The 26,860-nt window shown below is 54.6% G+C and carries 21 protein-coding genes and 1 pseudogene; 12 read left to right on the forward strand and 10 right to left on the reverse strand.

The genetic code is table 11. The features are described from left to right. Positions 1-224: 224 nt before the first annotated feature. Both EGY08_RS10195 and EGY08_RS10200 read left to right on the forward strand, forming a co-directional pair. Positions 225-1,817 (forward strand): DUF3300 domain-containing protein, encoded by a 1,593-nt coding sequence (locus EGY08_RS10195; RefSeq protein WP_123828463.1) that lies wholly within the window; start codon positions 225-227, stop codon positions 1,815-1,817. Positions 1,818-1,827: 10 nt separating this feature from the next. Next, positions 1,828-2,628 (forward strand): DUF2950 family protein, encoded by an 801-nt coding sequence (locus tag EGY08_RS10200; protein ID WP_049114776.1) that lies wholly within the window; start codon positions 1,828-1,830, stop codon positions 2,626-2,628. 50 nt (positions 2,629-2,678) lie between these two features. Here EGY08_RS10200 and EGY08_RS10205 read toward each other — a convergent pair whose 3' ends face one another. From EGY08_RS10205 to pdhR, 5 genes are all read right to left on the reverse strand, one after another. Next, positions 2,679-2,963: a hypothetical protein gene (locus EGY08_RS10205; RefSeq protein WP_049114774.1), complete on the reverse strand. Its 285-nt coding sequence runs from the start codon at positions 2,961-2,963 to the stop codon at positions 2,679-2,681. A gap of 162 nt (positions 2,964-3,125) precedes the next feature. Beyond that, on the reverse strand, positions 3,126-4,550 hold the full coding sequence (gene lpdA, locus EGY08_RS10210) for a dihydrolipoyl dehydrogenase (protein WP_004098637.1): 1,425 nt from the start codon (positions 4,548-4,550) through the stop codon (positions 3,126-3,128). Between the two features lie 207 nt (positions 4,551-4,757). After that, on the reverse strand, positions 4,758-6,647 hold the full coding sequence (aceF, locus tag EGY08_RS10215) for a pyruvate dehydrogenase complex dihydrolipoyllysine-residue acetyltransferase (protein WP_123828464.1): 1,890 nt from the start codon (positions 6,645-6,647) through the stop codon (positions 4,758-4,760). A 14-nt stretch (positions 6,648-6,661) separates the two neighbouring features. Further along, entirely contained in the window at positions 6,662-9,325 is a 2,664-nt protein-coding gene (gene aceE / locus EGY08_RS10220; protein ID WP_004129009.1) for a pyruvate dehydrogenase (acetyl-transferring), homodimeric type, read from the reverse strand. A gap of 241 nt (positions 9,326-9,566) precedes the next feature. Continuing rightward, a complete protein-coding gene (gene pdhR, locus EGY08_RS10225; RefSeq protein WP_004098632.1) occupies positions 9,567-10,346 on the reverse strand; it encodes a pyruvate dehydrogenase complex transcriptional repressor PdhR in 780 nt (259 codons plus the stop codon). A gap of 652 nt (positions 10,347-10,998) precedes the next feature. Between pdhR and aroP the strand changes: the two genes are divergently transcribed. The 3 genes from aroP to EGY08_RS10245 all read left to right on the forward strand — a co-directional run bounded on the left by aroP (position 10,999) and on the right by EGY08_RS10245 (position 14,902). After that, positions 10,999-12,369 carry an aromatic amino acid transporter AroP gene (gene aroP / locus EGY08_RS10235; protein ID WP_087828456.1) on the forward strand — a complete coding sequence of 457 codons (1,371 nt, stop codon included), beginning with the start codon at positions 10,999-11,001 and terminating at the stop codon, positions 12,367-12,369. Between the two features lie 176 nt (positions 12,370-12,545). After that, positions 12,546-13,952, forward strand: a complete 1,407-nt coding sequence (locus EGY08_RS10240) for a glycoside-pentoside-hexuronide (GPH):cation symporter (RefSeq protein ID WP_123828465.1) — start codon at positions 12,546-12,548, stop codon at positions 13,950-13,952. After that, on the forward strand, positions 13,952-14,902 hold the full coding sequence (locus EGY08_RS10245; RefSeq protein ID WP_123828466.1) for a family 43 glycosylhydrolase: 951 nt from the start codon (positions 13,952-13,954) through the stop codon (positions 14,900-14,902). The genes EGY08_RS10240 and EGY08_RS10245 overlap by 1 nt, the downstream gene beginning before the upstream one ends. Before the next feature lie 31 nt (positions 14,903-14,933). Here EGY08_RS10245 and ampE read toward each other — a convergent pair whose 3' ends face one another. Both ampE and ampD read right to left on the reverse strand, forming a co-directional pair. After that, a complete protein-coding gene (ampE, locus tag EGY08_RS10250; protein ID WP_049113902.1) occupies positions 14,934-15,788 on the reverse strand; it encodes a beta-lactamase regulator AmpE in 855 nt (284 codons plus the stop codon). Positions 15,789-15,797: 9 nt separating this feature from the next. Next, a complete protein-coding gene (gene ampD, locus EGY08_RS10255; RefSeq protein ID WP_004128986.1) occupies positions 15,798-16,349 on the reverse strand; it encodes a 1,6-anhydro-N-acetylmuramyl-L-alanine amidase AmpD in 552 nt (183 codons plus the stop codon). 193 nt (positions 16,350-16,542) lie between these two features. Here ampD and nadC point away from each other — a divergent pair, with 193 nt between their 5' ends. From nadC to hofC, 4 genes are all read left to right on the forward strand, one after another. Beyond that, positions 16,543-17,436 carry a carboxylating nicotinate-nucleotide diphosphorylase gene (gene nadC, locus EGY08_RS10260; protein WP_004128984.1) on the forward strand — a complete coding sequence of 298 codons (894 nt, stop codon included), beginning with the start codon at positions 16,543-16,545 and terminating at the stop codon, positions 17,434-17,436. 183 nt (positions 17,437-17,619) lie between these two features. Next, a complete protein-coding gene (gene ppdD / locus EGY08_RS10265; protein WP_004128982.1) occupies positions 17,620-18,051 on the forward strand; it encodes a prepilin peptidase-dependent pilin in 432 nt (143 codons plus the stop codon). Between the two features lie 10 nt (positions 18,052-18,061). Then, a complete protein-coding gene (gene gspE, locus EGY08_RS10270) occupies positions 18,062-19,447 on the forward strand; it encodes a type II secretion system protein GspE (protein ID WP_123828467.1) in 1,386 nt (461 codons plus the stop codon). Then, positions 19,437-20,642, forward strand: coding sequence for a protein transport protein HofC (gene hofC, locus EGY08_RS10275; protein ID WP_004128978.1), 1,206 nt, complete (start codon positions 19,437-19,439; stop codon positions 20,640-20,642). The genes gspE and hofC overlap by 11 nt, the downstream gene beginning before the upstream one ends. Before the next feature lie 29 nt (positions 20,643-20,671). Here the strand turns inward: hofC and EGY08_RS10280 are convergent. Beyond that, positions 20,672-21,720 (reverse strand): annotated as a pseudogene (locus EGY08_RS10280) (GMP reductase). Between the two features lie 347 nt (positions 21,721-22,067). Here EGY08_RS10280 and coaE point away from each other — a divergent pair. From coaE to yacG, 3 genes are read left to right on the forward strand one after another with little or no spacing between them, the layout of a single operon-like run. Further along, entirely contained in the window at positions 22,068-22,688 is a 621-nt protein-coding gene (gene coaE, locus EGY08_RS10285; RefSeq protein WP_004128974.1) for a dephospho-CoA kinase, read from the forward strand. Continuing rightward, the gene (zapD, locus tag EGY08_RS10290; RefSeq protein ID WP_004128972.1) at positions 22,688-23,431 is read left to right on the forward strand and encodes a cell division protein ZapD; all 744 of its coding nucleotides are present in this window, start codon (positions 22,688-22,690) and stop codon (positions 23,429-23,431) included. Before coaE ends, zapD begins: the two co-directional genes overlap by 1 nt. 9 nt (positions 23,432-23,440) lie before the next feature. After that, positions 23,441-23,635 (forward strand): DNA gyrase inhibitor YacG, encoded by a 195-nt coding sequence (gene yacG, locus EGY08_RS10295; RefSeq protein ID WP_004128970.1) that lies wholly within the window; start codon positions 23,441-23,443, stop codon positions 23,633-23,635. 56 nt (positions 23,636-23,691) lie between these two features. On the opposite strand, the gene mutT is transcribed toward yacG, so the two are convergent. Together mutT and secA are read right to left on the reverse strand one after the other, a co-directional pair. After that, entirely contained in the window at positions 23,692-24,093 is a 402-nt protein-coding gene (gene mutT, locus EGY08_RS10300) for an 8-oxo-dGTP diphosphatase MutT (protein WP_004128968.1), read from the reverse strand. 61 nt (positions 24,094-24,154) lie between these two features. Beyond that, entirely contained in the window at positions 24,155-26,860 is a 2,706-nt protein-coding gene (gene secA / locus EGY08_RS10305; RefSeq protein ID WP_004128966.1) for a preprotein translocase subunit SecA, read from the reverse strand.

A 26,860-nucleotide genomic window follows, 5' to 3' on the forward strand; every position in this document is an offset into this window, starting at 1 on the left:
TGTTTACAAAAAAGCAACATTAAAAATTAGCTGAATCGTTAAGGGCAGAATATTGCAGGTTTTCTGTCAATTTAGCGGTATATAAAATTAATTCTGTTACACATAATTGTCCAAAAACCCAACTAAAATCAAAAACGCAAATTCGCGCTCTTTATACTCAGGCAATCCCCCGCTTTTCGACAATACTCTGTCAAAACGGGCCAATCTATGTGCCGGGAGTCCTTATGACGCTGCCTTTCAAACCCCATCTGCTCGCGCTGCTCTGTAGCGCCGGGCTATTAGCCGCCGCAGGTACGCTCTATGTCAAAAGCCGGGAGCCGCAAACGGTTCCAGAGCCCCCCGCCGTTGCGCAGACGGCGCAGGCAACCGCCGCCGCTCAGCCGGTTACCGCAACCTATACCCCCGCGCAGATAGACCAGTGGGTCGCGCCAATCGCGCTCTATCCGGACAACCTGTTGTCACAGGTGCTGATGGCTGCGACCTATCCGAGTAACGTCGTTCAGGCGGTGCAGTGGTCGCAGGATAATCCTGCAATGAAGGGGGATGCGGCGGTACAAGCGGTGGCAAGCCAGCCCTGGGATCCCAGCGTAAAATCGCTGGTCGCCTTCCCTTCCCTGCTCGCGTTAATGGGAGAAAATGCGCCGTGGGTAGAAAACCTGGGTAACGCATTTCTCGCCCAGCCGCAGGACGTCATGGATTCGGTGCAGCGCTTACGCGCCATCGCCCAGCAGACCGGAACGCTGAAATCCACGCCGCAGCAGAAAGTCATCACCGCCACAAACGCTGCGGCCCCGGCAACGTCGACGACCAGTACCTCCCGCAGCAGCAGCGCCGTGACATCCTCCGCCCCCGCCCAAGTGATTAAAATCGAATCCACCGATCCGAACGTGGTGTACGTGCCGGCCTATAACCCTTCTGTTGTTTACGGCGCCTGGCCTAACACGGCCTACCCGCCGGTCTACCTGCCGCCGCCCCCGGGTGAACAGTTCACCAATAGCTTCGTCAAAGGTTTTGGCTATAGCCTCGGCGTCGCCACCACCTACGCCCTGTTCAGCAGCATCGACTGGGATGATGACGATCACCATCATGACGATGACGATTACCACCACGATGATGATCATCACGGCGGCTACTCGCACAACGGCGATAATATCAATATCAACGTCAATAATTTCAACCATATTACCGGGCAGAATCTGCCGGGAAATCACGTTAACTGGCAACATAATCCGGCCTATCGCGGCAATATTCCGTACCCGAACAACAACATTGCGCAGCATTACCATCAGACCAATGTTCCCGGCGGGCTTAGCACTACCCAACATCAACCCGTCGATCGTAACGCGCAGCGTCAGGCAGCCATGACTCAGCTACAGCAGCATACCGGGCCTGCGGCTACGGCGGATAACTCGCTTGCTCACGCGCCGTCCCGAGATGCCCAGCGCCAGGCCGCATCGCAGCAGCTGCATCAGGTAACCCAGCGTAATAACTATCGCGGCTATGACGCCACGCCGGCGGTGACACATAACGCCGTACAACAGCAGCATCGGGAAGCGGTAAAATCGCAAATTCAGCATCCAACAGCGCAGCAGCAACAGCGCCGTGAACAGGTCCGGGCCGCAACGCCCGAACAACGTCAGCAGAAGTTGAATAACCTGCACGCCAATGCCCTGAGCGGTAACGATATCCGTTCGCCTTCCTGGCAGTCGCAGCAGGAGCGTGGCCTGCAGAGCCGTCATATCTCAGGTTTAAGCAGCGAGCAGCGCAGCGCGGCCAGAGAACATCTTTCGGAACATCATGAACTGCGCCGCCGCTGAGGATAATCAGATGAAAAAATTATTAACAATGACTCTGCTGGCCCTGACCCTGGCACCCGCTATATCGTTGGCTCAACAGCAGTTTACCTCTCCGGAACTGGCCGCCAGCGCGCTGGTCGAGGCGATCGGCAAGCATGATGAATCAGCGCTCAACGGGCTGCTCGGCGATAGCTGGCAGCAGTTTTTACCGCCGGATGGCATTGCCCCTGACGCCGTCGATCGCTTTCAACGTGACTGGAAAGTGAGTCATCGTATCGTTCAGCAACAGGATAGCGCCTGGCTGGAGGTGGGTCAGGAAGCATGGCGGCTACCGATCCCCATAATTCAGGATAAGAGCGGCTGGCGTTTTGACATGGCCGCTGCTGAAGATGAGATCCTGACTCGCGCCATTGGCCGCAATGAGCTGTCAGCCATTCAGGCAATGCATGCTTACGTTGATGCCCAGCAAGATTTCTATCGGTTAAACCACACCTGGGCGCAGAAGATTATCAGCAGTGATGGCAAGAAAGATGGCCTCTACTGGCCAACCGCTCCCGGTGAAGCGCCCAGCCCGTTAGGACCGGCATTTAGTCCCATAGAACCCGGCGAGGGCTATCACGGCTACCGTTTCCGCATAATTAAAGACGGCGAGAATCAGGGTGTCGCCCTGCTGGCATGGCCGGTTGAATGGGGAAAAACCGGTATCATGAGCTTTATGGTTGACCAAAATGATGAGGTTTATCAGGCTAATTTAGGTGATGAAACGCAGAGCAAGGCGCTGGCGATTTCTCAGTTTTCGCCTGATTCCGGCTGGCAGGCCATCCATCAATAGTAAAATGCCCGGCGCGCGATGGCGCTGCCGGGCAATATCACTACATTGGCTTAGCCCTGATGGGGCATCAGAGACGGGTAGCCGGCAAAAGCCGGTTTAGTGCTGGTCAACGCCGCTTCATCAGCGCTGATGCTACCGGAGTTCGCCGCCCATACGCCTTCGCTGGTCTTCGTTATTTGCTGATGTTGCCTATTCAAATCCTGGCCCATAGCGGCAATATGGGTGCTTTCGGTACCGCCGCTGTTATCAGCCCAGGGAATCGCGGCATCCGCCGCGCAGGCCATACCAGAGGCCAACGTTGCCGCCAGCAGAGTGGTGGTTAAAAGTCTTTTCATCGCATACCTCACGCATAGTTAACTACCTATAAGTTTATATGGTTATTATTTTTTGAGAATTAATAAGGTATGCACTTTTATTAACGGCGACACAGTTCTAAACATCAACTATAAAAAAAGCGGCTCACTGAGCCGCTTTTTGATTTTGCCTGAAAGAAAAACTTACTTTTTCTTCGCTTTCGCGTTCGGCAGGTCGGTGATGCTACCTTCGAAGACTTCTGCCGCCAGGCCAACGGACTCGTGCAGAGTCGGGTGAGCGTGGATGGTCAGCGCGATATCTTCAGCGTCACAGCCCATTTCGATCGCCAGACCGATTTCGCCCAGCAGCTCGCCGCCGTTGGTGCCGACAATCGCTCCGCCGATAACGCGGTGAGATTCTTTGTCGAAAATCAGTTTGGTCATACCGTCAGCGCAGTCGGAAGCGATAGCACGGCCAGAAGCAGCCCACGGGAAGGTGGCGGTTTCGTAGCTGATGCCTTTCTCTTTCGCTTCTTTCTCCGTCAGGCCAACCCATGCAACTTCCGGCTCGGTATAGGCGATGGACGGGATAACTTTCGGGTCGAAGTAGTGCTTCATGCCGGCGATAACTTCGGCTGCAACGTGGCCTTCGTGAACGCCTTTGTGCGCCAGCATCGGCTGACCGACGATATCGCCGATAGCAAAGATGTGCGGCACGTTGGTACGCAGTTGTTTGTCAACGCGGATAAAACCACGCTCGTCAACTTCAACGCCTGCTTTACCGGCATCAAGGTTTTTACCGTTCGGCACGCGACCGATAGCCACCAGCACGGCGTCATAGCGCTGCGCTTCAGCCGGGGCTTTTTTGCCTTCCATGGAAACGTAGATACCGTCTTCTTTCGCTTCAACGGCGGTCACTTTGGTTTCCAGCATCAGGTTAAATTTCTTACTGATGCGCTTGGTGAAGACTTTCACCACGTCTTTATCTGCTGCCGGGATAACCTGGTCGAACATTTCAACCACGTCAATCTCTGAACCCAGCGCATGGTATACGGTACCCATTTCCAGACCGATGATCCCGCCGCCCATAACCAGCAGGCGTTTTGGTACGGTTTTCAGCTCCAGCGCATCGGTGGAGTCCCATACGCGCGGATCTTCATGCGGAATGAACGGCAGTTCGATCGGACGGGAGCCCGCCGCGATGATAGCGTTGTCGAAGTTGATCACGGTTTTGCCGTTTTCGCCTTCCACTTCCAGGGTGTTAGCGCCGGTAAATTTACCCAGACCGTTAACCACCTTCACTTTACGCCCTTTGGCCATGCCAGCCAGACCACCGGTCAGCTGAGTGATGACTTTTTCTTTCCAGGTGCGAATCTTGTCAATGTCGGTTTTCGGCTCACCGAAAACGATGCCGTGTTCGGCCAGCGCTTTCGCTTCTTCGATAACTTTAGCAACGTGCAGCAGTGCTTTAGAAGGGATACAGCCGACGTTCAGGCAAACACCGCCGAGGGTGCTGTAACGTTCTACGATGACGGTTTCCAGACCTAAATCAGCGCAACGGAAGGCAGCAGAATAACCTGCGGGGCCTGCCCCAAGTACCACGACCTGAGTTTTGATTTCAGTACTCATCATGACCTCTGTTATTTGTATCCGGCGGGTCTGACGCTATTGTTTTTACGCCCATGTCCACCGGGACGTTCTATCCGCAAGCATTTTACAAAATTGTTAACAATTTTGAAACAACAAACGGCAAACGATTTTGTCCTTTATTGCTGGTAACTTCAAAACGCAGAAGAGATTACCAGAAAAAAGCCGGCCGTCAGGCCGGCTTTTTGCTTACATCACCAGGCGGCGAATGTCGCTCAGCATATTGTTGATGATGGTGATAAAGCGCGCACCATCAGCACCGTCTATCACGCGGTGGTCGAAGGACAGAGAGATCGGCATCATCAGACGCGGCACGAACTCTTTGCCATTCCATACTGGCTCCATCGCGGACTTGGACACGCCGAGGATAGCCACTTCCGGCGCGTTCACAATCGGTGCGAAGTGGGTGGTACCCAGGCCGCCGATGCTGGAGATAGTGAAGCAACCACCCTGCATTTCGCCAGCGGTCAGCTTACCATCACGCGCTTTCTTGGAAATCACGGTCAGTTCACGAGACAGCTCGGTAATGCTCTTCTTGTTCACGTCTTTAAAGACCGGAACAACCAGACCATTCGGGGTATCAACCGCCACGCCGATATTGATGTATTTCTTCAGCGTCAGACGCTGTGCATCTTCAGACAGGGAGCTGTTGAAGCGCGGCATCTGCTCAAGCGCCGCGGCAACGGCTTTCATGATGAAGACCACCGGAGTGAATTTCACGTCCAGCTTACGCTTCTCAGCTTCGGCGTTCTGCTGTTTACGGAACGCTTCCAGATCGGTGATATCGGTTTTGTCGAAGTGCGTAACGTGCGGGATCATCACCCAGTTACGGCTCAGGTTAGCGCCAGAGATCTTCTGGATGCGGCCCAGTTCAACTTCTTCCACTTCACCAAACTTGCTGAAGTCCACTTTCGGCCACGGCAGCATGCCCGGGATACCGCCACCGGTAGCAGCAGGCGCGGCTTCAGCGCGTTTAACCGCTTCTTTCACGTAGGCCTGAACGTCTTCGCGCAGGATACGGCCTTTACGACCGGAACCTTTCACTTTCGCCAGGTTGACGCCGAACTCGCGCGCCAGACGACGAATCAGCGGCGTTGCGTGAACGTAAGCGTCGTTTTCAGCAAACTCAGATTTGCCTTCCGCTTTTGCAGCAGGCGCTGCGGCAGGCTTAGCCGCCTGAGCCGGTGCTGCAGCAGGAGCCGGAGCGGCGGCGGCCGGAGCCGCGGCAGGCGCAGCGCCTTCCACTTCGAAGACCATAATCAGGGAGCCAGTGGAGACTTTGTCGCCGGTGCTGATTTTGATCTCTTTCACAGTACCCGCGAATGGCGCAGGCACTTCCATGGAAGCTTTGTCGCCTTCAACGGTGATCAGTGACTGTTCAGCGGCGATTTTATCGCCCACTTTCACCATCACTTCAGTCACTTCAACTTCATCGCCGCCGATATCCGGTACGTGAACTTCTTTAGCGCCTGAAGCTGCCGGTGCAGCAGCAGCCGGAGCGGCTTCCGCTTTTGCCGGTGCCGCGGCAGGCGCAGCGCCTGCCACTTCAAAGATCATGATCAGGGATCCAGTGGACACTTTGTCACCGGTGTTGATCTTGATCTCTTTCACGGTGCCGGCGAACGGCGCCGGAACTTCCATAGAAGCCTTGTCGCCTTCTACGGTGATCAGGGATTGTTCAGCGGCGATGGTGTCGCCCACTTTCACCATGATTTCCGTGACTTCAACTTCATCACTGCCGATATCCGGTACGTGAACTTCTTTCGCGCTGGCGGCTGCCGGTGCTGCGGCGGCCGGAGCGGCTTCTTTCTTCTCTTCCTGCGCAGGTGCAGCGGCTGCTGCACCATCGGCGGAATCGAAAATCATGATCAGTTTACCGGTCTCGGTTTTGTCGCCGACAGAGACTTTGATCTCTTTAACGACGCCAGCCTGCGGAGACGGGACTTCCATAGAGGCTTTGTCGCCTTCTACGGTGATCAGCGACTGTTCAGCTTCAACTTTGTCGCCCACTTTGACCAGAATCTCGGTGATTTCAACTTCATCAGCCCCGATGTCCGGTACTTTGATTTCGATAGCCATTATTCTTTTACCTCTTACGCCAGACGCGGGTTAACTTTATCTGCATCGATGTTGAATTTAGTGATGGCTTCCGCAACCACTTTCTTATCGATTTCGCCACGTTTAGCCAGTTCGCCCAGCGCTGCTACCACCACGTAGGAAGCGTCAACTTCGAAGTGGTGACGCAGGTTTTCACGGCTGTCAGAGCGACCGAAGCCGTCGGTACCCAGTACGCGGTAATCATCGGCCGGTACGTAAGTACGAACCTGCTCAGCGAACAGTTTCATATAGTCAGTCGATGCGACTGCCGGAGCATCATTCATCACCTGAGCGATGTACGGAACGCGCGGCGTTTCCAGCGGATGCAGCATGTTCCAGCGTTCACAATCCTGGCCATCGCGCGCCAGTTCGGTGAAGGAGGTGACGCTATAAACGTCAGAACCTACGCCGTAGTCGTTGGCCAGGATCTGCGCTGCTTCACGAACGTGACGCAGGATAGAACCGGAGCCCAGCAGCTGAACTTTACCTTTACTACCTTCAACGGTTTCGAGTTTGTAGATACCTTTACGGATACCTTCCTCGGCACCTGCTGGCATGGCCGGCATGTGGTAGTTTTCGTTCAGCGTGGTGATGTAGTAGTAAACGTTCTCTTGTTTCTCACCGTACATACGCTCCAGACCATCGTGCATGATGACCGCAACTTCGTATGCATAAGACGGATCGTAAGAGATACAGTTCGGGATAGTCAGAGACTGAATATGGCTGTGGCCATCTTCGTGCTGCAGACCTTCGCCGTTCAGCGTCGTACGACCGGAAGTACCACCGATCAGGAAGCCGCGAGCCTGCTGGTCACCAGCCTGCCAGCACAGATCGCCGATACGCTGGAACCCGAACATAGAGTAGTAGATGTAGAACGGGATCATCGGCAGGTTGTTGGTGCTGTAGGAGGTCGCAGCAGCCAGCCAGGATGCGCCAGCACCCAGTTCGTTGATACCTTCCTGCAGAATCTGGCCTTTCTCGTCTTCTTTGTAGTATGCAACCTGCTCACGGTCCTGCGGGGTGTACTGCTGGCCGTTCGGGCTGTAGATACCAATCTGACGGAACAGACCTTCCATACCAAAGGTACGCGCTTCATCGGCGATGATCGGCACGAGGCGGTCTTTGATGGATTTGTTCTTCAGCATCACGTTCAGGGCACGAACGAACGCGATAGTGGTAGAGATCTCTTTATTCTGCTCTTCCAGCAGCGGCCCGAAATCTTCCAGAGTCGGCAGCTCCAGCTTCTCATCGAAGTTCGGCTGACGGCTCGGCAGATAGCCGTGCAGTTTCTGACGCTGGGCGTGCAGATAGGTGTGCTCTTCGGAACCTTCCGGGAAGGTCACGTACGGCAGTTTTTCGATATCCGCATCGGCAACCGGCACATTGAAACGATCGCGGACGTAGCGAACGCCGTCCATGTTCATCTTCTTAACCTGGTGGGCGATGTTTTTACCTTCAGCAGTGTCACCCATGCCGTAACCTTTAATGGTATGGGCGAGAATGACGGTAGCTTTGCCTTTGGTTTCCTGCGCTTTTTTCAGTGCAGCATAGACTTTCTTCGGATCGTGGCCGCCGCGGTTCAGGGCCCAGATCTGCTCGTCAGTCCAGTCGGCGACCAGCGCTGCGGTTTCCGGATATTTACCGAAGAAGTGCTCACGCACGTAGGCGCCGTCTTTGGATTTGAAGGTCTGGTAGTCACCGTCAACGGTCTCTTCCATCAGCTGGATCAGTTTACCGCTGGTATCTTTACGCAGCAGCTCATCCCAGCGACCGCCCCAGATAACCTTAATGACGTTCCAGCCAGCACCACCGAAGATGCCTTCCAGTTCGTTAATGATCTTGCCATTACCGGTAACCGGGCCGTCAAGACGCTGCAGGTTACAGTTGATAACGAAGACCAGGTTGTCCAGCTTCTCACGAGTCGCGATGGTGATCGCGCCTTTGGATTCCGGCTCGTCCATCTCACCGTCGCCCAGGAAGGCGTAAACGGTTTGTTTGGAGGTATCTTTCAGACCACGGTGTTCCAGATATTTCAGGAACTTAGCCTGATAAATCGCGCCGATTGGGCCCAGGCCCATAGAAACGGTCGGGAACTGCCAGAATTCCGGCATCAGTTTCGGGTGCGGGTAAGAGGACAGACCTTTACCGTGAACTTCCTGACGGAAGTTGTTCATCTGCTCTTCAGTCAGACGACCTTCCAGGAAAGCACGCGCGTAGACGCCCGGAGAGATGTGGCCCTGGAAGTAAACCAGGTCGCCGCCGTCCTGCTCGTTGCGTGCGCGGAAGAAGTGGTTAAAGCACACTTCGTAGAAGGTTGCGGAAGACTGGAAGGAAGCCATGTGGCCGCCCAGTTCGAGATCTTTTTTCGATGCGCGCAGAACGGTCATAATCGCGTTCCAGCGGATCGCAGAACGGATACGACGTTCCAGATCCAGATTCCCCGGGTATTCCGGCTCATCTTCAACGGCAATAGTGTTTACGTAACCGCCGGTCGATGCGCCAGCAGCCACTTTCACCCCGCCTTTGCGGGCTTCAGAAAGGAGTTGGTCAATAAGATACTGAGCGCGCTCAACACCTTCTTCACGGATGACCGATTCGATCGCCTGTAGCCAGTCGCGAGTTTCGATCGGATCCACGTCATTTGGTAAACGTTCTGACATGGGGGGTATTCCTTATCTATCTAATCGTTGATTAATCTGGAACCTGTCCCATTGCGCTCTTTGTTCTTCATACTTCTGGCTGTCTCTTTGTTGGCTTCGCTTCCTCATCCCAGTCACATAGTTCACTATGCTCCCGGGGATTCGCGCGCTTGCCGCCGCGATACACCCAAAATTATTTTGAACAACTAAAAGTGCAATAAGACAGGTTCTGCGTTTAGTTGCCGCGCTCTAAAAATGGCGCTTAAGAACCGGAGTTCTCATCTTTTCGTTGCTGTAAACGACGCAGTGAGCGTTCACGACGGCTCTGCTCACGGCTACGATCCAGCAAAATTTCCTCAATGAACGCCAGGTGACGATGCGACGCTTCACGCGCCTGCTCCGGTTCCCCGGCGATTATCGCCTCAAAAATGCGAGTACGATGATTGCTGACCTGCGGGAGCATCTCCCGACGGGCGTACAACAATTCAAAATTCTGGCGAACGTTCTGGGCCAGCATCGGCTCCATACAGCGTAGTAGATGGAGCAACACCACATTGTGCGCCGCTTCGGTGACGGCAATTTGATACTGGACGACGGCATCGGATTCGGCGTCAAGATCGCCGGACTGCTGAGCCCGCTCAATGGCCTGATGCAACTCGCGAATACGTTCGCGATCTTCATCGTTGCTGCGCAGCGCCGCGTAATAAGCCGCGATGCCTTCAAGCGCGTGACGGGTTTCCAGCAGATCGAATTGGGATTCAGGGTGGTCGGACAGTAGCTCTACCAGCGGGTCGCTGAAGCTCTGCCACAGGCGGCTTTGCACAAACGTTCCGCCCCCCTGGCGACGAAGCAACAAGCCCTTAGCTTCGAGGCGTTGAATAGCCTCACGGAGCGAGGGACGGGAAACGTCGAACTGTTTTGCCAGTTCACGTTCTGGCGGGAGTTTTTCACCGGGGCGCAACGTCCCCTCAAGGATTAAAAACTCCAGCTGCTGCTCTATCACATCGGATAGTTTTGGTTGGCGGATCTTGCTGTAGGCCATATTCCCTGTCTCTGCCATTAGCCCGGAGTCAATTGGTCTTACCAATTCATAGTTCGTATCGCTAAAGTAACAAAGTATTCACCTTCTGTCCATACAGGTTTTGATTGAAATCATTAAACCCGGCACGTTTTAACAACCTTACAGAAATAACATTTCAAAAATGTAACCTTGCACAAATGTTGTGTTTACTCACAAAGAGGTAGCGTTAACGTAATAGAAACGAAAAATTACGCTATCTGAACCGATTCAACTCACCAATTGGTGAATATTAATTCAATGAAAGCGAATAAGTAGCAAATAATAGACAGGTGCGGAATATTGAGGTGTGATTTACAAATGGTTTCTTTTTGCTCGCATCGTCATCATCCCTTCATAAAGCAGGTGCATTCAGCGGCGCTTATCACTATTCTCCATGATACGAAAGGCCTTTTCATGAATTCCCCCTCCGCCTTGCGTAAAGAAATAAGTACATCAACGGAATTTGATAATTACACAAACACAACAATATGTGCGTTGCATCATTCGGGGCAGAACGGAGCGCAGGCTCAGTGAAATTTCGCTGACTATGCTATCAGGCAGGGACGGACAGCGAAGAAGTCACCTGAAGGATGACGCGGACAAACATAATAACCATAACCACACACGAGGTTTCATGATGGAAGGTCAACAGCATGGCGATCGGCTAAAGCGCGGCCTTAAAAACCGCCATATTCAGCTTATTGCGCTGGGAGGCGCTATCGGTACCGGTTTGTTTCTCGGTAGCGCATCCGTCATCCAAAACGCGGGTCCCGGTATCATTCTGGGCTACGCAATTGCCGGTTTTATTGCCTTCCTGATTATGCGTCAGCTGGGCGAGATGGTCGTTGAAGAACCGGTGGCCGGTTCATTTAGTCATTTTGCCTACAAATACTGGGGCGGCTTTGCAGGTTTCGCTTCCGGCTGGAACTACTGGGTGCTTTACGTGCTGGTCGCGATGGCCGAGCTGACCGCGGTCGGGAAATACGTCCAGTTCTGGTGGCCGGAAATTCCCACCTGGGTTTCTGCGGCCATTTTCTTTATCGCCATCAACGCGATCAACCTGACTAACGTCAAAGTGTTTGGCGAGATGGAGTTCTGGTTCGCGATCATCAAAGTCGTCGCCGTCGTGGCGATGATCCTGTTCGGCGGCTGGCTGCTGTTTAGCGGCAACGGCGGCCCGCAGGCCACCGTACGCAACCTGTGGGAGCAAGGCGGATTCCTGCCGCACGGCTTCACCGGGCTGGTGATGATGATGGCGATTATTATGTTCTCGTTCGGCGGTCTGGAGCTGGTGGGTATTACCGCCGCAGAAGCGGATAACCCGGAGCAAAGCATTCCAAAAGCCACTAACCAGGTTATCTACCGTATTCTGATTTTCTATGTGGGCTCGCTGGCCGTTCTGCTCTCTCTGCTGCCGTGGAGCCGCGTGACCGCCGATACCAGTCCGTTTGTCCTGATTTTCCATGAGCTGGGCGATACCTTTGTCGCTAACGCCCTGAATATCGTGGTCCTGACCGCGGCGCTGTCGGTGTATAACAGCTGCGTTTACTGCAACAGCCGGATGCTGTTCGGCCTGGCCCAGCAGGGTAACGCGCCAAAAGCGCTAATGAGCGTTGATAAACGCGGCGTACCGGTTAACACTATCCTCGTCTCCGCTGTGGTCACCGCGCTGTGCGTCCTGATAAACTACTTCGCGCCGGAATCCGCGTTTGGTCTGCTGATGGCGCTGGTAGTTTCCGCCCTGGTGATCAACTGGGCGATGATCAGCCTGGCGCACATCAAATTCCGTCGCGCTAAGCAGCAGCAGGGCGTGGTTACCCGCTTCCCGGCGCTGCTGTATCCGCTGGGTAACTGGATTTGCCTGCTGTTCATGGCGGGAGTACTGGTGATCATGCTGATGACCCCTGGCATGGCGATTTCTGTCTACCTTATCCCGGTGTGGATTGCCGTTCTCGGCGTCGGCTACCTGTTTAAACAGAAAACCGCCAGCGCCATTAAAGCGTAATCCTGCATCTCTACAACCTGTGTCCGCCCGCCGTTGGCGGACACAGTGCATTGTTACCTGCTTCACATTTTATCCCTGACAACCGATTTATCCATATCGTTAACCCTATCCTGCAACGCATTAGTCCATTACCCGGCTAATAATTCTCTCCATACCGCCACGGGGAGATCGCTGCGATGAATGGCAATAAGCTTTCAGTTAAAGAAAAAATAGGCTACGGGATGGGTGACGCCGGATGCAACATCATATTCGGCGCCATCATGTTGTTTGTTAACTATTTTTATACGGATATTTTTGGTCTCGCGCCGGCGCTGGTAGGCGTATTGCTGCTCTCCGTACGCGTTATTGATGCAGTTACCGATCCGATTATGGGGGCTATGGCCGACCGTACCCGCAGTAAATACGGGCGCTTTCGTCCATGGCTGCTGTGGATTGCTTTCCCGTATGCGCTATTCAGCGTGCTGATGTTTACCACGCCGGAGTGGACGTACAATAGCAAGGTTATCTATGCTTTCGTCACCTACTTCCTGCTCTCGCTGACCTATACCGCGATTAACATCCCCTACTGCTCATTAGGTAGCGTGATTACGAATGACCCGCAGGAACGCGTGGCCTGCCAGTCCTATCGCTTCGTGATGGTCGGTATTGCCACACTCCTGCTCTCCCTTACGCTACTGCCGATGGCGGACTGGTTCGGTGGTGAGGATAAAGCCAAAGGCTACCAGATGGCGATGACCGTGCTGGCGTTTATCGGTATGTGCATGTTCCTTTTCTGCTTTGCCACCGTCCGTGAACGCGTAAAACCCGCTGTCCAGACCAACGACGAGCTGAAAAAAGATCTAAAAGACGTCTGGAAAAACGACCAGTGGGTTCGCATCCTGCTGTTAACGCTTTGCAACGTCTGTCCGGGCTTTATTCGCATGGCCGCCACCATGTACTACGTCACCTGGGTTATGCAACAAAGCACCCACTTCGCGACGCTGTTTATCAGCCTTGGCGTGGTCGGGATGATGATCGGTAGTATGCTGGCAAAAGTTCTGACCGACCGCTGGTGTAAACTGCAGATGTTTTTCTGGACCAATATCGTACTGGCCGTTTTCTCCTGCGCGTTCTATTTCTTCGACCCGCACGCCACCATGATGATCATGGCGCTCTACTTCCTGCTGAATGTTCTGCATCAGATCCCCTCACCGCTGCACTGGTCGCTAATGGCCGACGTTGACGACTACGGTGAATGGAAGACCGGCAAACGCATCACCGGCATCAGCTTCTCCGGCAACCTGTTCTTCCTGAAGGTCGGTCTGGCTATCGCCGGGGCGATGGTTGGCTTTCTCCTCTCCTGGTACGGTTACGATGCCGGCGCGAAACAGCAAAGCGCATCCGCGATTAACGGTATCGTACTGCTATTCAGCGTTATCCCCGGCGTCGGCTATCTGATTACCGCGGGAGTGGTGCGTATGCTGAAGGTTAACCGTGAATTTATGAGGCAAATTCAGTCTGACCTCGAGAAGCGCCGGGTCAACTATAGCGAGCTCAATGACTATCAGGAACTGAAAACCGGCGAACATGTAAGGAAAGCGTAATGAAAAACTGGCCAAACCCATTTATTGAACAACGCGCGGACCCGTATATTCTGCGCCATCAGGATAGCTACTACTTTATTGCTTCGGTGCCGGAGTACGACCGTCTGGAAATCCGCCGCTCCGCAACTCTTGAAGGCCTGCGCGACGTGCAGCCGGTGGTCGTCTGGCGTAAACCGGACAGCGGCCCGATGAGTCAGCTCATATGGGCGCCGGAGCTGCATGAGATTGACGAAAAATGGTACATCTACTTTGCGGCGACCCACACGCACGACATGGATGAACTGGGGATGTTCCAGCACCGTATGTTTGCGCTTGAATGCGCGGACAGCGATCCGTTAACCGGTAAATGGCAGGTAAAAGGCCAGGTAAAAACGCCGTTTGACACCTTTGCCCTGGATGCCACCACTTTCCGTCATCAGGGCAAACAGTGGTACCTGTGGGCGCAAAAAGACCCTGACATTAAAGGCAACACCAACCTCTATCTGGCTGAGCTGGAAAACCCGTGGACGCTAAAAGGCAAGCCGGTGATGTTGAGCAAACCCGAGTTCGACTGGGAGTGTCGCGGTTTCATGGTGAACGAAGGCCCGGCGGTGCTTTTCCACGGCGACAAGCTGTTCGTTAGCTATTCCGCCAGCGCTACCGATGAAAACTACTGCATGGGCTTACTGTGGATAGACATTAACGCCGACCCGCTCCGGCCAGAAAACTGGCATAAAGCGCCGCAGCCGGTATTCCGCACCAGCTATGAGAATCGTCAGTATGGGCCCGGGCACAATAGCTTTACGCAGACGCCGGAAAGAGAAGATGTGCTGGTGTACCACGCGCGTAACTACACCGAAATAGAAGGCGACCCGCTGTACGATCCAAATCGTCATACGCGCCTGAAGCTCATTCGCTGGCAAGAAAACGGGATGCCTGATTTCGGCATCCCGGCAGCAGACACGTATTAAAAGTCCTGCCTGCCCGCCAACGGGCAGGCGCTTAAATCAGCGTACCGTAAATGGTCAGCAGCGCCATAATCACCACGACCACCAACGAGGTTTTCTTCGCCATGGAGACCGCCGCCTTCGGCGTAGCCACTTTATCCACGTGCGGCTCACGCGCCAGCGAATACTGCGCCAGACGCGTCAATACCTGATACTGAGAAGAGTGGCGGTCGCCCAGCGAGGCAAACCACGCCGGTAAGGCTTTTTCCCCGTGTCCAACCAAAGCGTACACCACGCCGACCAGGCGTACCGGAACCCAGTCAACCACGTGCAGAATGCCGTCGATACCCGACTGTAAGCGATGGCGCGGCGTCTGATAACGCGCCAGCCACGTTTGCCAGGCCCGCAGCGTACAGTAGGCGATCAGGGTTAACGGCCCCCACGGCCCGCCGACCACAAACCAGAACAGCGGAGCAAGATAATAGCGGTAGTTAATCCACAGCAGCGCATTTTGCAGCTCGCTCAGATACTCACGCTGGTCGCAGCCGGGCGGTACGCCGTGGATCAGGGTAAGTTCGCTGGCCATGGCGTCGCAGGCGCGGCTATCATCGCGCGCCGCGGCCTTCAGGTAGGCGTGATAGTGCAAGCGGACTTTACCTGCGCCTATGCACAGCAGGCCAAGCAGGATCCAGAACACCAGCAGCGGAACGTTAAACAGTTGCCCCTGCAGCAGGCGCTGAATAATAAACACAACCGCCGCAGCCGCTACCGTCATCAGTATGGTTGTCAGCAGGGAATAATGCTTTAACCGGCGAAACAGCACTTCCAGCCGATGATCGAGCTGCCAGTGCTCACCCAGCTTAAACAAGCGCTCGGCAATGAGGACTAACAGCGTAGTAAACAACGTCATGGCATCTCCTTATTCTGACGACGGGGTTAACAGAGCGCGAAATTTTACCCAGTCAAAAGCCGGGCCGGGATCCGTTTTACGCACTGGCGCAATATCGCTATGGCCGGTGATATTGTCAGCTATCGCCGGATAGAGCGGGATAAGCTGACGGGTAACGGCTGCCAGCTGCTGATACTGCGCGTCGGTATAAGCCAGCTCGTCGGTCCCTTCCAGCTCAATGCCTATCGAAAAATCGTTGCAGCGCTCGCGCCCGTGATAGCTTGAAACACCCGCGTGCCACGCGCGCTTGTCGAAAGGCACATACTGCACGATTTCGCCATCGCGGCGAATCAGACAATGCGCCGAAACGCGAAGATGGGCAATCTCGGCAAAGAAAGGATGGGCATGGGGATCGAGCGTACCGCTGAACAGGGCATCAATCCACGGGCCGCCAAATTCGCCGGGCGGTAGGCTTATATTGTGCACCACCAGCAAAGAGGGAGTTTCATTATCCGGACGGCTATCTTGATGCGGCGAAGGTACCCGACGCGCCTCGACCAGCCATCCCCCGTTCAACTGCATGTTGAGTCTCCTTTTACTAGCTTATGCATGGCGGCACCGCGCCCAACGAATCCCCTGCATCATACGCCCTCTCGCTCAGCGGACTAACGCCAAAAGCTGAAACCGCCGGCAAAATGAAGCGGATGTGGTACAAAAACGTTGTTCAGGTTAGCATGTTTCCCACTTCTGAATCTTATCTATCTGGAGCTTTATCATGACGCCTCGTCGCTACAATCCCGACCGCCGCCGTGACGCGCTGCTGGAGCGTATTAATCTTGATATTACCGATGCCGTCGCTCAATCCCTGCGGGAAGATTTAGGCGGCGAAGTGGATGCGAATAACGACATTAGCGCACAATTATTGCCTCAGGACGCGCACTCGCATGCGGTCGTGATCACCCGCGAAGATGGCGTATTTTGTGGTAAACGCTGGGTAGAAGAAGTCTTTATTCAGCTTGCGGGCGATGACGTTAACTTCACCTGGCATGTTGCCGATGGCGATGCAGTAAAAGCAAACCAGCCGTTGTTCGAGCTGGAAGGCCCTTCGCGTATTCTGCTCACCGGCGAGCGCACCGCACTCAATTTCGTGCAAACGTTGTCCGGGGTAGCGAGTGAAGTCCGCCGCTACGTTGATCTGTTGGTGGGTACCAAAACTCAGCTGCTCGATACGCGCAAAACGCTGCCGGGTCTGCGCACGGCGCTGAAGTACGCGGTCTTATGCGGCGGTGGGGCCAACCATCGTCTGGGCCTCTCCGATGCCTTTCTGATTAAAGAGAATCATATTATCGCTTCCGGCTCGGTACGGCAGGCGGTTGAAAAAGCGTTCTGGCTTCATCCTGATGTGCCGGTAGAAGTGGAAGTCGAAACTCTTGAAGAACTGGACGAAGCGCTAAAAGCCGGCGCCGACATCATTATGCTCGACAACTTCACTACCGACCTGATGCGCGAAGCGGTCAAACTTACCCAGGGTCAGGCGGCGCTGGAAGTCTCCGGCAACGTCACATTCGATACCATTCGTGAATTTGCCGAAACCGGCGTCGACTACATCTCCGTTGGCGCGTTGACGAAACACGTGCGCGCCCTCGACCTCTCTATGCGTTTCCGTTGATTGCCTTGCCCCGGTTTTCACTTTATGCCGGGGCTCACTTTTGCGAACTGACTCGCATGCCAATAATCCCTCCATGCAAGCGGCCCAAAAAGCCTGGAACCCTGCTTCCTTAGGCGAAATCTGCGGATCGTATCGCTGAAAAAATCCCGGCAAAGTGCTCCCGAAGATAACAAGGAGCAACTTATGGACAAACAACGTGGTTTTACCCTCATCGAACTCATGGTGGTCATCGGGATCATCGCCATTCTCAGCGCAATCGGCATTCCGGCGTATCAGAATTACCTGCGAAAAGCGGCGCTTACCGACATGCTACAAACCTTCGTCCCTTTCCGTACCGCCATTGAGCTATGCGCGCTGGAGCACGGCGGATTAACCCCCTGCGATGGCGGCAGCAACGGGATCCCCTCCCCCGCAACCACCCGCTACGTCTCCGCTATGACCGTAGCGACGGGCGTTGTCACGCTCACCGGCCAGGAAAGCCTCAATGGCCTGAGCGTCACCATGACGCCGTCCTGGGATAACGCTAACGGTATCACCGGCTGGCAGCGCGTTTGCAATATTACTGGCGATAGCGCACTTAAGCAGGCCTGTGAAGATGTGTTCCGTTTTAACTGAGAGGGCAGCAATGAAAACTGAACAATTGATCCCACTGTGCCAGCGCTACAAGGCATTGCTGCTCGATAGCGATGAAAACACCATTGCCATCGCCGTAGTCGATGCCCCTGCGCCGGAACTCATGGAAGCCCTGCGCTTCGCGACTCAGAAAAGGATTGATATCGAATGCTGGAACCAGGACCGGATGGACAAACGGCTGCAGACGCCGGGAATATCAACACTCACCCCACCTGTTGAAGCGTCGGCCAGCATCGTTGAACAGGTAAATAACCTTCTCGAACAAGCCCTGCGCCAGCGCGCATCCGATATTCATATCGAACCAGGCGACGATCGCCTGAGAATTCGCCTGCGGGTAGACGGCGTCCTCCATTCTCTTGCTCCGCTCGCCGCGGAACTCGCCGCCCCCATCACCGCCCGACTTAAGGTGCTCGGCAATCTGGATATCGCCGAACACCGGGTGCCGCAGGACGGTCAGTTCACCCTCACGCTCTCCGATCGCCCGGTCTCGTTTCGGATCGCCACGCTTCCCTGCCGCGGAGGGGAGAAAATCGTTCTGCGTTTACTACATCAGGTCGAACAAGCGCTGGACCTGGAGGCGCTGGGGCTCTCCACCCAGCAGCTTGCCGCCTTCCGTTCGGCGCTAAACCAACCCCAGGGCCTGATGCTGGTCACTGGTCCGACGGGGAGTGGGAAAACCGTCACTTTATACAGCGCGCTGCAGGCGCGGAACCGCGACGAAGTCAATATATGCAGCGTTGAAGATCCGCTGGAGATCCCCATTGTGGGGATGAATCAGACGCAGATTAACCCCCGGGCGGGTTTAACCTTTCACAGCGTACTGCGCGCCCTGCTCCGTCAGGATCCCGATATCGTAATGGTGGGAGAAATACGCGATGCGGAAACCGCTGAAATTGCGATAAAAGCAGCGCAGACCGGGCACCTGGTGCTCTCAACGCTGCACACCAATTCAACCAGTGAAACGCTGGTTCGTCTGCAGCAGATGGGCGTTGCGCGCTGGATGATCTCATCCGCGCTTTCGCTGGTGGTTGCTCAACGTCTGGTACGCAAGCTGTGCCCCCACTGCCGGCGGGAAACCGGCAGTTCGGCTGATGTTCCGCACAGCCTGTGGCCGCGGGCGCTTCCTCGCTGGCAGGCTCCGGGCTGTCAGCACTGCTATCACGGCTACTACGGTCGCCTGGCGCTCTTTGAGCTGCTACCCGTCAATACCGCGTTACGGCAGGCGATAACTCAGGGTCTTAGCGCCGGGGAGATCGAGTCCCTGGCACGGGAATCCGGAATGATGACGCTATTTGAGAGCGGTTGCCTGGCCGTCGAACGTGGGATGACCAGTCTGGAAGAAGTGGTACGCGTGTTGGGGATACCGCATGGCGACTAAACGACTGTGGCGCTGGCGCGGTATCACTCTCCAGGGCGCTCCCTGCCAGGGAACGCTCTGGCAGGATAATCGCCCCGAGGCATTGCAGGTTCTACAGCGACAACGAATTATCCCGCTGACGCTGCGCCGCTGTAGCGTGCAAAACGCCCTCTGGCATCCGCGCTACAGCGGTGAAATCATCCGCCAGTTGGCGGCCCTTCTTCAGGCCGGCCTCCCGCTGGCTGAGGGGCTGGAACTGCTGGCGCAGCAGCAGCCCAATGCGCAATGGCAAGCGTTACTGCAAACCCTGGCAGCAGATCTGGCGCAGGGCATTTCGCTTTCAGGCTCCCTGGAAAAATGGCCTGAAGCGTTCCCCCCGTTATATCTGGCCATGATCCGCACCGGTGAGCTTACCGGTAAACTGGAGCTATGCTGCGCCGAGCTGGCCCAGCAGCAGCGAGAACAGCTGCTTCTCACCGAGAAAGTGAAAAAAGCGCTGCGCTACCCGCTGATTATTTTGACTCTGGCGCTGCTGGTGGTCATGGGAATGCTGTGCTTCGTCTTACCGGAGTTTGCCGCTATATATCAAACTTTCAACACCCCGCTGCCGTGGTTGACCCGCGCGGTAATGAGCGTCGGCGAGGGGCTAACTCGCTTTTGGCCATTACTCGCGGCGCTGGTAATTTTACCTGCGATACTCAACCGGCTGATTTGCCAGCGGCCAGGCTGGCTGCTGTATCGTCAGAAGCTGCTCCATACGCTGCCGGTGTTTGGCAAACTGCTATGCGGCCAGCGGCTTAGCCAGATTTTTACCGTACTCGCATTGACGCAAAGCGCCGGTATCAGCTTTCTGCAAGGGCTGCAAAGCGTAGAGGAAACGCTGAATTGTCCGCTGTGGCGACAGAGACTCCGCCAGGTTTGCCGGCAAATTACCCACGGCGATCCCATCTGGCAGGCGCTCGCCAACAGCGGAGGATTTACGCCGCTGTGTCTACAGCTGATTCGTACCGGTGAAGCTTCGGGTTCGCTGGATACTATGCTGGCCAATCTGGCTCGTCACCATAGCGAGCAGACGCATCAGCAGGCAGATAATCTGGCCACCTTACTGGAGCCGATGATGCTGGTTGTAACAGGAACGATTGTCGGCGTGCTGGTGGTGGCGATGTATTTACCCATTTTTCATCTGGGCGACGCCATTAGCGGAATGGGGGGATAACGCTGGCGCAAACGCGCCAGCGAGCGGCATTACAGACTGTTGAACACGCGGTTCTCTTGTTCCTGTACGCGAATAAAAGTCGTACGTTTAGTCAGTTCTTTCAGGCGTGAAGCACCAACGTAGGTGCATGCGGAGCGCAGGCCGCCAAGAATATCGCGTGCGGTGTTTTCAACCGGGCCGCGCAGCGGCAGCTTAACGGTTTTGCCTTCCGCCGCACGGTACTGGGCTACGCCGCCAACGTGACGGGTCATCGCCGACTCGGAGCTCATGCCGTAGAACAGCATGAATTTTTCACCGTTCTCTTCAACTACGGTACCGCCGCTCTCTTCGTGCCCGGCCAGCATACCGCCAAGCATCACAAAATCTGCGCCGCCGCCGAATGCTTTAGCCACATCCCCGGGCATAGTACATCCGCCGTCGCTGATAATCTGCCCGCCCAGGCCGTGCGCCGCGTCGGCACATTCAATCACGGCGGAAAGTTGCGGATAGCCGACACCGGTTTTCACGCGGGTTGTACATACGGAACCCGGGCCGATGCCAACCTTCACGATATCGGCGCCCGAAAGAACCAGCTCTTCACACATTTCGCCGGTAACAACGTTACCTGCAATGATGGTTTTCTGCGGCCAGGCTTCACGCGCTTTCGCGACAAACTGCACGAAGTGCTCGGAATAGCCATTCGCCACGTCAATGCATACGAAGCTAAGCTGCGGGTTCTGGATCAGAATCTGTTTGGTTTTTTCGAAATCCGCGTCGGAGGTCCCAGTAGAGACCATGACGTGCTGCACGACATCTGCCGATACGCTCTGAACAAACGCCTGCCATTGTTCAACGCTGTAATGCTTATGTACCGCAGTCAGAACGCCGAACGAAGCCAGAGCTTTAGCCATAGCAAACGTGCCAACGGTGTCCATATTAGCAGCAATAATCGGCACGCCAGTCCAGGCCAGGCCAGGCCAGAGTGTTTGAAAGTGAATTCACGTTCCAGCTGTACGTCAGAACGGCTTTTGAGGGTAGAACGTTTCGGGCGGATAAGAACGTCTTTAAAACCAAGCTTCAAATCTTCTTCAATACGCATGTGCGAATTCCTGGGGTTAATTGCATTATTGTGAGAGCACAACTCCAGTGACGCTATCATACGCACGAATCATGGCCGCGCAAGACTGCGATTTTCACTTTTTTTACGCTACAATCGTATAAATTTACCTGGTGAATAGCCAAAAGCGAATTTGCGATATCCCATCGCTGGCGTATCATTTTTAACCATTTGATTTACATGCACAAAAAAACCAGAATAGGTGGTGACAGCGCTTTATTGGTTGATATCAGACCGATAAACCAACTGTCGCAGTGGCGTCGTCGCGTCGTAAATAACGGCGCTATTATTGAAAAATGTGCATGTAGTCAGTTTCAGGATTGAGGTGTATGGCATACACGGTAGCGTTAACAGGCGGCATCGGCAGTGGTAAAAGTACTGTAGCCGATGCATTCTCACACCTCGGGGTTAACGTTATTGATGCTGACATAATCGCGCGCCAGGTAGTAGAGCCCGGCACTCCGGGGCTAAGCGCGATTGTTCAACGCTTCGGTCCGCAGATACTCAATGAAGATGGCACCCTCAACCGTCGTGCTCTGCGTGAGCAGATTTTCGCTCATGCAGAGGATAAGAGCTGGCTAAACGCGCTGCTGCATCCACAAATTCAGCAGGAAACGCGTCGCCAGATGCAGCTTGCCACCTCATCTTATATTCTCTGGGTTGTACCTTTATTGGTCGAAAACCGTTTGTCCGCTAAAGCCGATCGCGTCCTTGTTGTTGATGTACCTAAAGAGACGCAGATAGAGCGCACGATGCTTCGCGATCGGGTCAGCCGACAACATGCGGAACATATTCTTGCCGCTCAGGCCACGCGCGAGCAGCGCCTTGCCGTTGCGGATGATGTTATTGAAAATATGGGTTCACCTGGTGCCATCGCATCAGCTGTCGCCCGCCTGCATGCAAAGTATCAACAGCTGGCAACGCAGGCCGCCTCACAGGAAAAACCGTAATGTCTACCCCTGTTCTATTTGAACATCCGCTTAATGAAAAAATGCGTACCTGGCTGCGTATTGAGTTTTTGCTCCAGCAGCTGGCCGTACATCCCGCCATTACCAGCCATGCTGATGCGCTGCATTTTTTCCGCAATATCGGCGACCTTTTAGATGTTTTTGAACGCGGTGAAGTGCGTACCGATCTGATGAAAGAGCTGGATCGCCAGCAGAGGAAGCTGCAATCCTGGGCGGAAGTCCCTGGGGTTGATCAGGATCGTATCAACGAACTCCGTCAGCAGCTGAAGCAATCAGGCAGTACGTTAATGTCGGCGCCACGTATCGGCCAGTACCTGCGAGAGGATCGCCTGATCGCCCTGGTACGCCAACGCCTGAGCATCCCGGGCGGCTGCTGTAGCTTCGATCTTCCGACGCTGCACATCTGGCTGCATATGCCGCAGGAATACCGTGATGAGCAGGTCGGTAAGTGGCTGGCCAGCCTGGAACCGTTGACGCAATCGCTGATGCTCATTCTCGATCTCATCCGTAACTCGGCCCCCTTCCGTAAGCAGACCAGCCTGAACGGTTTTTATCAGGACAACGGCGAAGATGCCGATCTGCTGCGTCTGCGTTTGGATCTTGCCAGCCAGCTCTACCCCCAAATATCAGGCCACAAGAGCCGCTTTGCCATCCGCTTTATGCCGCTGGACAGCGAACATGGCATCGTGCCGGAGCGTTTTGATTTTGAACTGGCCTGCTGTTAAGGAGTCATTATGTCAGAAGAGATAACCGTCAACTGCCCAACCTGCGGCAAAATTGTGGTCTGGAATGAGCAAAGCCCGTATCGCCCGTTCTGCTCCAAGCGCTGTCAGCTTATCGATTTAGGCGAATGGGCAGCGGAAGAGAAACGTATCCCGAGCAGTAGCGATCTATCAGATAGCGACGGCTGGAGCGAAGAAAAAGAGTAACGGATTTCGGGCGGGCATGTGCAGGCCCGCCCTGATTTGCCGGATGCAGACGCACCCTACCCGATCTGAGAACATTGAATTAACTTCGTAATGACGGGTTCGTTTGCCGGCGGAAAATCCTCTGCAACAAGCACGCTCTGCGCAATCCAGCGACCCGGTTGCCCTTCTTTACCCCACGGCTCGCCATCCCAGCTTTCCACCAGCCAGAACCACAGCGTGATATGACGATCGGGAAACTGATACTCCAGCTTATCAAACAGACGGGAAGCACGTACCGTAATGCCGACCTCTTCCTGCAATTCGCGAACTAAGGCCTGCTCTGACGACTCTCCTGCTTCGATTTTTCCACCAGGGAATTCAAGTTTATTCGCCATATGCGCGTCGGCAGCGCGCTGCGTTATAAAAATTTCCCCTTGCGAATTACGGATAATACCCACTGAAATTTGCAGCGTTTTCATTGACTTTGTTCCATAAAAAAGGCGCAGATATCTGCGCCCTGGTATTCAAGATTGTAAAAGCTTAGCTCAGGCGACCGTGGCACTGCTTATATTTTTTGCCGGAGCCGCACGGACACGGATCGTTACGACCCACTTTACGCTCGCCGGTTTGTTCAGCCAACGCCTCCGCGGCAGCGGTATCATCGTCCTGGTGGCTCAACTGCTGCATCTGCGCCAGACGCTCAGCTTCTTCACGACGCTGCTGCTCCATCGCTTCCACCTCTTCCGGCATCCGCACCTGAACCTTACTCAGCGTACTGATCACTTCATACTTCAGGGATTCCAGCATTGAAGCGAACATGGAGAAAGATTCACGCTTATATTCTTGCTTCGGATCTTTTTGCGCATAGCCGCGCAGATGGATGCCCTGACGCAGATAGTCCATCGCCGCCAGGTGCTCTTTCCACAGGGAGTCCAGCGTTTGCAGCATGACGCCTTTTTCAAAGTGACGCATCATCTCAGCGCCAACCACTTCTTCCTTACGCTGATAGGTTTCAATGGCGTTCTGCAGAATGCGCTCACGCAGCGTTTCTTCATGAAGCTCCGGCTCTTTATCCAGCCACTCTTTGAGCGGAAGATCGAGGTCGAAATCATTTTTCAGACGCTCCTGCAGGCCTTCAATATCCCACATCTCTTCCAGCGACTGCGGAGGAATATGGGCATCGATGGTCGCTTTAAATACGTCTTCACGAATGCTATTAATCGTCTCGCTCACGTCGGTCACGTCGAGCAGCTCATTACGCTGGGTGTAAATAGCGCGACGCTGGTCGTTGGCCACATCGTCATATTCCAGCAGCTGCTTACGGATATCGAAGTTGCGGCTCTCGACTTTACGCTGCGCGTTGGCAATCGCTTTGGTCACCCACGGATGTTCGATAGCCTCACCCGGCTTCATACCCAGTTTACGCATCATGCCGGACACGCGGTCAGACGCGAAGATACGCATCAGGGCATCTTCCATCGACAGATAGAAACGGGAAGAACCGGCGTCCCCCTGACGGCCTGAACGACCGCGGAGCTGGTTATCAATACGGCGAGATTCATGGCGTTCGGTACCGATGATATGCAGACCGCCCGCAGCCAGTACCGCATCGTGACGAACCTGCCAGTCGGCTTTGATCTGCGCAATCTGTTCCGGAGTCGGGTCTTCCAACTGGGCGACCTCGGCCTGCCAGCTACCGCCGAGCATAATGTCGGTACCACGTCCGGCCATGTTGGTCGCAATGGTCACCGCAGATGGATAGCCCGCCTGAGCGACGATATCCGCTTCACTGGCGTGGAATTTCGCGTTCAGCACGTTGTGCTTGATACCCGCCTTCGTCAATTCATTAGAGACCACTTCTGATTTTTCGATAGAAATGGTCCCCACCAGCACCGGTTGGCCCGCGGCGGTACGCTGCTTGATATCTTCGATAATGGCCTGGATTTTTTCCGCTTCAGTCATATAAACCAGGTCCGCCATGTCTTTACGAATCATCGGGCGGTTGGTCGGGACCACAACGGTATCCAGCTTGTAGATCGAACTAAATTCAAACGCTTCGGTATCGGCAGTACCGGTCATCCCCGCCAGCTTCTCGTACAGGCGGAAATAGTTCTGGAAGGTAATTGAAGCCAGCGTCTGGTTTTCGTTTTGAATATCAACGCCTTCTTTTGCTTCAACGGCCTGGTGCAGACCATCGGACCAGCGACGCCCCTGCATCGTACGACCGGTATGTTCGTCGACGATAATCACTTCGCCATCTTTAACGATGTAATCAACATCGCGGGTGAACAGCACGTGCGCGCGCAGCGCGGCAGTCACATGGTGCATCAGCATGATATTAGTCGGTGAGTACAGCGACTCGCCTTCTTCCATAATACCTTCATTTACCAGCAGCTCTTCAATCAGCACCAGACCCCGTTCGGTCAGGTTTACCTGACGCGCTTTCTCATCGACGGAGAAGTGTCCTTCGCCGGTAAAGGTCTCAGAGTCTTCTTTATCCTGACGTACCAGGTGCGGAATGATCTTGTTCACTTTCTTATACATTTCCGAGCTGTCTTCAGCCGGGCCGGAAATAATAAGCGGAGTACGCGCTTCATCGATCAGAATGGAGTCGACTTCATCCACCAGCGCATAGTGCAGTTTGCGCTGCACGCGCTCTTCAGGACTGAAGGCCATATTGTCGCGCAGATAGTCAAAGCCGTATTCGTTGTTGGTACCGTAAGTAATATCGGCTGCGTAGGCTTCACGCTTGGCCGGCGCAGGCAGGCCGGACATGTTAATGCCAACGGTCATACCCAGGAATTCAAACAGCGGGCGGTTGTTCTCGGCATCACGCTGCGCCAGATAGTCGTTAACGGTCACCACGTGAACACCTTTACCGGTCAGCGCATTCAGATAGGCAGGCAGCGTTGCGGTCAGCGTTTTACCTTCACCGGTACGCATTTCTGCAATACAGCGGTCGTTGAGAACCATGCCGCCGAGCAGCTGAACGTCAAAGTGACGCATACCGAAGACACGCTTACTGGCTTCACGCACGACGGCAAAGGCTTCCGGGATCAGACTCTCCAGGGCTTCACCTTTTTCCAGGCGAGCGCGGAACTCAGCAGTTTTCCCTTTCAGTTCGTCGTCGGACAGTTTTTCCATGGACGGTTCCATGGCGTTGATCACGTTGACGGCTTTGCGCATACGACGCAGCGTACGGTCGTTACGGCTACCGAATACTTTCGTTAATAATTTGATTAGCAT

This window comes from Klebsiella sp. FDAARGOS_511, from assembly GCF_003812845.1.
Taxonomy (GTDB): Bacteria; Pseudomonadota; Gammaproteobacteria; order Enterobacterales; family Enterobacteriaceae; genus Klebsiella; species Klebsiella grimontii.